General features: G+C 46.3%; 7 protein-coding genes. All 7 read right to left on the bottom strand.

The annotated features are described in order from the left end of the window. Positions 1-283 (bottom strand): hypothetical protein (locus tag KIS29_11105; GenBank protein ID MBX8640872.1); only part of this gene is annotated, 283 nt, incomplete at its 3' end. Between the two features lie 5 nt (positions 284-288). After that, on the bottom strand, positions 289-1,452 hold the full coding sequence (locus tag KIS29_11100; GenBank protein ID MBX8640871.1) for a hypothetical protein: 1,164 nt from the start codon (positions 1,450-1,452) through the stop codon (positions 289-291). A gap of 190 nt (positions 1,453-1,642) precedes the next feature. Beyond that, positions 1,643-2,758, bottom strand: a complete 1,116-nt coding sequence (locus KIS29_11095) for a hypothetical protein (GenBank protein ID MBX8640870.1) — start codon at positions 2,756-2,758, stop codon at positions 1,643-1,645. Further along, a complete protein-coding gene (locus tag KIS29_11090; GenBank protein MBX8640869.1) occupies positions 2,755-3,318 on the bottom strand; it encodes a hypothetical protein in 564 nt (187 codons plus the stop codon). Before KIS29_11090 ends, KIS29_11095 begins: the two co-directional genes overlap by 4 nt. Further along, positions 3,281-5,068 carry a hypothetical protein gene (locus KIS29_11085; protein ID MBX8640868.1) on the bottom strand — a complete coding sequence of 596 codons (1,788 nt, stop codon included), beginning with the start codon at positions 5,066-5,068 and terminating at the stop codon, positions 3,281-3,283. The genes KIS29_11090 and KIS29_11085 overlap by 38 nt, the downstream gene beginning before the upstream one ends. Continuing rightward, complete coding sequence (gene tatC, locus KIS29_11080) at positions 5,055-5,834, bottom strand: twin-arginine translocase subunit TatC (GenBank protein ID MBX8640867.1); 780 nt, start codon at positions 5,832-5,834, stop codon at positions 5,055-5,057. The genes KIS29_11085 and tatC overlap by 14 nt, the downstream gene beginning before the upstream one ends. A 5-nt stretch (positions 5,835-5,839) precedes the next feature. Then, the gene (locus KIS29_11075) at positions 5,840-6,061 is read right to left on the bottom strand and encodes a twin-arginine translocase TatA/TatE family subunit (GenBank protein ID MBX8640866.1); all 222 of its coding nucleotides are present in this window, start codon (positions 6,059-6,061) and stop codon (positions 5,840-5,842) included. Positions 6,062-6,188 lie beyond the last annotated feature (127 nt).

Raw genomic sequence — 6,188 nt, 5'->3', positions numbered from 1 at the left:
AAAGCACGATCATATATAACCGGGCCTTCAGGACCCACAGGTTCGACAGCGCATGGCTTATCCAGTTGAAGAACGAGGATATTGCCTGTGCTATGCCGTTGAAGAACGCGGTGATAGGGGATGCGAAGCCAGAGACGATCCCCACACCGATTCCCGCAACTGCCTGCTGGTCCAGGTATAAGGCGAGGAAGACAGCTGCCGCAAGCACGACGGCTACGAGAATGAAAATCTCGTCTGTCGTCAGCTCGAAGCCCGAAGATACTTCCTCTTCCTCATCTGCCAATCAGATCACTCCCTGTGCTCTCTTGGACGCAGCTTGTACCTCTTCGTGTTCAGCACGCCGATGACCGTCACGAATAGGGCGAATACCACAACGTACCATCCAAGGAGAGATCCAAGGACGTTCGCCGATGCGGCATAGTTCGCGTAGATTGTTCCATCAGGCACCAGTATGTTGAGGAGTATGCCCAGAGCCTCGCCAACCAGGAAGACGAACGCCGTGTAGTGGTATTTCTGCCTTGTGGCGACTGCCGTGTAGGCGAATGTGAGCAATCCTCCAACGAGCAGGCCCATCGTTGCACCGCCGTAGCCGAAGAGCGGAGATATGTTTCCCATCTCACCGACTACCGCGAAGATGAACAGGCCTACCGCACCTATTATGATTGCAAGCGGAAGCTCATTCCGAGCCTGCTTTGCTGCTGATCTTTCTTCCTCATCGCCGTAGTGCTCAGGTGTGGCGTACCACAGGAAGAGCGTTCCCAGCAGGAGGAAGGCAAGCATGAAATAGCTGACGAGATCCACGAGGTTGAAGCTCACGGATGATTCAAAGTATTGCGTAAAGGTGAAGCTGAATGCCGTTGTTGCATTTACCGTTGAATTGACTTGCAGCTGGTACTGTGCCGTTCCGGACCATGGGGATGCGAATAGCTGTAGAAGGTTGACAGCCGGGTTATGGCCAAAGAGATCCGTGCTCGGACCGTAGAGCGAGAAGTTCAGTGCATATCCTGTTATGCCCTTGTCGCTTATCGAGGTCGTGCCGGAGTCGTTGACATACTGGCCGAAATACTGGTACAGGTTCGTTATCTTTCCGCCGGAACTTGTCAGGTCGGTGTACTCATAATACGCACTCTTTACCAGGAGATCATACACGGATTGAGAGGCATTGTCGGTCATTATTATGACCCGATCGACCGTGAACTTCACGGGGAATGTCGCCGTTATGGCATCTGTCCCTGCTCCCGTGAGGGTCGCCTGCTTCCATGTGTGCGCTGTCGTATTGAGGCCCCAAATCTCGGATACCTCATTTCCAACGTTATAGTCCTTTACTACGTTCAAACCGCCGTTGCTTTTTGCCTGCGCAGCTTCCCCGCCAATGACGAGGATACCAAATGCACCTGCGAAGACAATAAGCAAGCCTATTATTATTACCCAAAGTCTTGTGTTTGTTTTCATGTCTCAGGAATCCAACAGGGAGATCGCCTGTCCGAGCCACTGGAATGTAACATCAGAGAGCCGATTCCTTGAGAGATTATCCCTCCATTTTTCCTAATTCCTGGGAAAGAAGCCATCCAAGTTTCTGGGGCTCGATGGCTCGCTTCCCCAGAAACTGTGAATGGATATATTCAAGGGGTTATATATACATTCATCTGCGGCGAATCATGATGTATACACCGGCAGCAACACCAGATGCCGACGTTGCAAGGAGGATATAGAAGACATAGGCGGGGAAGAAATTCATCGGAGGAGTGGGCTGCACAGGGTGGTATGGAGGAGGCGGAGCGATGGAAGGCGAAACCTCGAATACAGGGTCCAGCGGCATGGTGGCAGGATCGTAGGTTATGTTGACTGTCCCTGTAGAGCTGACGTTGTTGAGCACTATGGTTGTTCCAGACACATTGCTGATCATGAAGACGTTATAAGACCCGGGGGCCAGAAGGTTGAAAGAAAGGGTAACATTAGGTGCAAGTGCGGAGGAAGTCGAGATAGAATACACTGTTGGGCTCATGATAACGAACGAGTATGAATAGGAGGTACGAGGGACCGACAGGACCGAATATGAATCCATAAGAAGGCTTGTGTTGTTTACCCCAATATCTGTGATCATCGATTTGACACTTACTACGGTTCCACTAAGATTTGCGGTGAAAGAATAACTGTATGTACTGTTCGTGCTGGCCCCCCAGTATTGTGTATATGTTCCGTTCTTATCCGATACGGTGATAAAGAAAGAATACGAAGTTCCAGATAGATATTCAGACAGCGTATGTGCAGTCTTGTTCAACGTGAATCCTGAAGAATAGTTGGTGATGTTCCCCTGGTTGATCTCATAGGTGTAGTTATAGGTAGAATCCTGATAGAAGAAGGTTTCAGGTGTGGAATATATGTAGGGCTTATTGAGGATTGTCAACGTGAAATTCTGGTAGATCAGCAATGTGGTTACATTGGTAGCATTATGGTATGAGATAGAAAGATTGACCCAGTAGCTACCTGTTGAAAGGATGCCAAACACGGTCTGTGCTTTCGTATCATTCACCGTATTGCCACCTGACATGTGCATGGATGCGTTTGTCTTGAGAGTCCAGTTATACGGTTCCGATATGGATGCCGCATACTCATACGGAGTCTGGTTATACCATGTAGTGATCGGACTGCTGTTGAAATGCACAGAAGGAGGTGTCGAGGCATTCGCTTGCGGTACTACAATCATTCCCATCAGTAAAAGGAAAAGCATCGGAACCACAAGCAGCCTCATCCTCATTTCTTCAGCATCTCCAATTTCTCTCTCTGCAACTTCCTGAACTCTTCAACAGTATATTCTTTCCCTTCATGGGTGATCCGTAAATCACCTGAAATATCCTTGATAGTCTCAAACGGAGGCTTCTGCCCCTGTGGAACCTTGATTCCGGGCATTACCTTCGCAAATTCATCAGGCGAGTATTCCTGCCCGTTCATCATGATCTTGCCGTCATGCATTTCTATCTTGTCAGAACCATCGGGAGAGAGTTTCTTTCCCTTGTGCTGTGCCATCTTGCTTTGATTCTTCATTTGACTCACGTAGGCAACTGCAATGTTTGTCCATCTTACCTTTTCAGGCAGATCAGGATTGTTCCAGATTTTAGGAAAGAAATAGGATGCCCATCTTTCATGCGATTCCGACCTCGGAAATCCACTGTCCATAACATCTTTCCATGTGGTCTTGTAGTCTTCTATGTGCTTCCAGAAATCGTGGGTTTTGCCTTCCCATCCGCAGAGTGCAACGGGGCATTTGATTTTCGTATTATCACGCTGCCTGAACTTCCACCGTTCCGATGGTTGCATTCGTCACTACGAGCTTAAAATATTGTCCTGCTTTCACTACCATTTCATAGGTTTCAATAATTCCAGTAGTAATTCCCGCCGGATATGATACCTTCGTGGAGGTTGTCACTGTAGAACTTGTGGATGTTCCAGTTGCCAGTGTCGCTGCCGCTGACGATGTCGGTGAGTACGTCACTGGTATCTTGAGGCGTATATCGTAGGGATTGGTGTTCTGGTACGCTGTGCCGGAGACTGGAGGGTTTGTGGGTATGGAAACGGATGGGAGTGTCAGTGTACCGGATGATGGATTTACACCTTCAGCAGATAGTTTTAGCACAGTTAAATTCGTGGTATCTAACAATGATTTGGTCTGTGTTGTGTTTGTGTATAATCCTTTTATGGTGATCATGTTGATAGTGGAAGCAGACGTTGCACTGATCAGGGCTGAACCTGACAGTGAACCATAATGCACATTTTCCAGATACAGATTGGTCATTGTTGCTGCTCCTATCGTAAAAACAAATCCCATACAGTTTCTAACACTTAGTAGAACTGTTCCAAAAGTGACACTGACTGGGCAAGATTGCAATCCGTCTAATTCTGTGACAAATGTGCCAATGGAAGTGTTGGTTAGGTTGATTGGTTGATATGACACACCACCTATCCATTGATTTAGTTCGCTTGCGAGGACTGGCCCGGTGTTAGATGAATTGGTAGTATCCCACACATTAAGCAAAAGTACGTATGCCATCGATTTAAGTACCATCGAATTTGTTGCCCATGTTGCAGGGTAGACATTTATGTCTTTTAATATCATGTTTGATTGGCCTGCATTACTCGAGCCAGACCAATCTGCATTTAACCAACCATTTGGCGTGTATCCCGATCCTGCATCCGGAGAAAATCCCTCAAAAGAAAACATGCCATACGAATTATCCGAAGATATAGTAATTCCCCATTCGCTGTCAAAATTGAAATTTAAAATGGTATTCTGCAAGCCACGTCCTTTTATTGTTAGGTTAGGACCATACGTGCCTGACGGAGCAGCAGGAATTGTAATTGGAGCATCTATCTCAAAAACATCCCCATCCAGACAAATTGAGCCAACGAGCAATGATTTCCCTCCATTACCGTTAGTAGTAGTACCCGAGTTGTATATATAATTTACCGCTGGTTGTATTCCCGATGTCTTCGTGTACGGGCTTCCATACTGCCCAGGTGCCGTTGCACCTTTTGTTGTGTCAGGGCCGAAGCCACCTTTTCCATCGTTCGGCAATACAGATAGACCGTTTACTATCCCTTTAGATGTGACATTGACATTGCCATCATTGATTTCAGATGAATAGACAACACGATTCTGAACGCCATCGAAATGAGCTTCAACTCCTGCATCCGATCTGTACCATATCTGTCCGGGAACAGGATTGGCAGGATCGGAAGTCAATGCAGGTGGTATCAGTCCCTGTGATGTCAGGATTGTCTGTGCAGCAGGAGAATTCTTCGATTGAGAAGAAACATCGAGGAATTTTCCTGCACCAGCAGCTATGGCACCGACAACAGCAGCCCCAACGGCTATCTTCTTGACTGCCCTTCGTCTTTCATTTCCGCTTATAGTGGTGCTTTCAGCCTGACAGGACTGATGGGAATAATACCCTGTGACCTGATTGAAAAGGAAAAGATCACCCTTTGTGAGAATCTTCTTTCCACATAGATAACATCGGACTTTCCTTCCTCCTCTTACCAACCACTTCGATTCTTTATGCTTCCACATACACATAACTCCTTTTTCTTACTTCCATGAACTTTCCGAGATATATACCGGAAAAGTACAAGCCTGAAAATATCAATCCCATTGCCGTCTCGATCAAGCCACCAGTTGCACCCGGTGATATTATCCATGCAGCTATGAATGAGCCTGCAACTGCGTATCTCCATTTTGCCCTGAGAAACTGAACATCTACAATGCCGAGATAAACGAGTGCAGAAATTATCAGTGGCATCTCAAACACGAGACCAAGTGAAAATATGATTGTCAGCAGGAGACCGATCAGCTTCTGTGCAGATACAGTCGGCTGAACGCCCATTGCCGGATCCAGAATTGCTGTAAAATGGAACATCAGCGGTATCAGGAGATACCATGCGAACGACATTCCAACAATGAACATGATGGTTCCTGGTATAAGAGATATCTTCAAGAGACGCTTCTCCCTTTTTGACATCCCAGGAAGAATAAATGCGATGGTATTATAGAGAATATAAGGAAGCAATATCATGATGGATATCACAACACCGAGAAAGAGATCAGTGAAAAGTGCCTCAAAAGGCGAGATCGTTATGATCTTCACACCTCCGATATTCTTTGAGATAAGGTTGAACGCATAAACCGTGAATGAACCTGTGAGACCGAATGTGAGTTTCAGTGGATTGAACATGAACACTGTTAAAAGAACGATGACGAAGGCAATGCCTATGTGCTTCAATCTCCGAAACAACTCGGAGAGATGTGGTTGCAGTTCATCAAGGATGCCTTCGCCCATTTATATTACCCTTTCTTTATTTCTGCTACTGTGTTCTTGACATCAGTTGCAGGCTCAGCAACAGATTTCTTTATTTCATCGAGTTCCTTCTGTGCTTCCATTTTGCCTTTCTGGAACTCGCCTGTTGCTCTTCCAAAACTTCGTACGATATCCGGAAATTTCTTGTAACCGAATAATACGACTATTATGCCTGCTACTATCAGTATCCCCGTTATTGAGTCATACATTAATGTTCACCTTTGTTTTACGGTATTCCTAATTCCTGGGAAAGAAGCCATCCAAGTTTCTGGGGCTCGATGGCTCGCCTCCCCAGAAACTGTGAATGGATATATTCAAGTGGTTATATATACATTC

This window comes from Candidatus Sysuiplasma jiujiangense (assembly GCA_019721075.1).
GTDB lineage: Archaea > Thermoplasmatota > Thermoplasmata > Sysuiplasmatales > Sysuiplasmataceae > Sysuiplasma > Sysuiplasma jiujiangense.
Note: the sequence above shows the minus strand (reverse complement) of the source record. Positions and strands in the feature narration are given on the sequence as shown.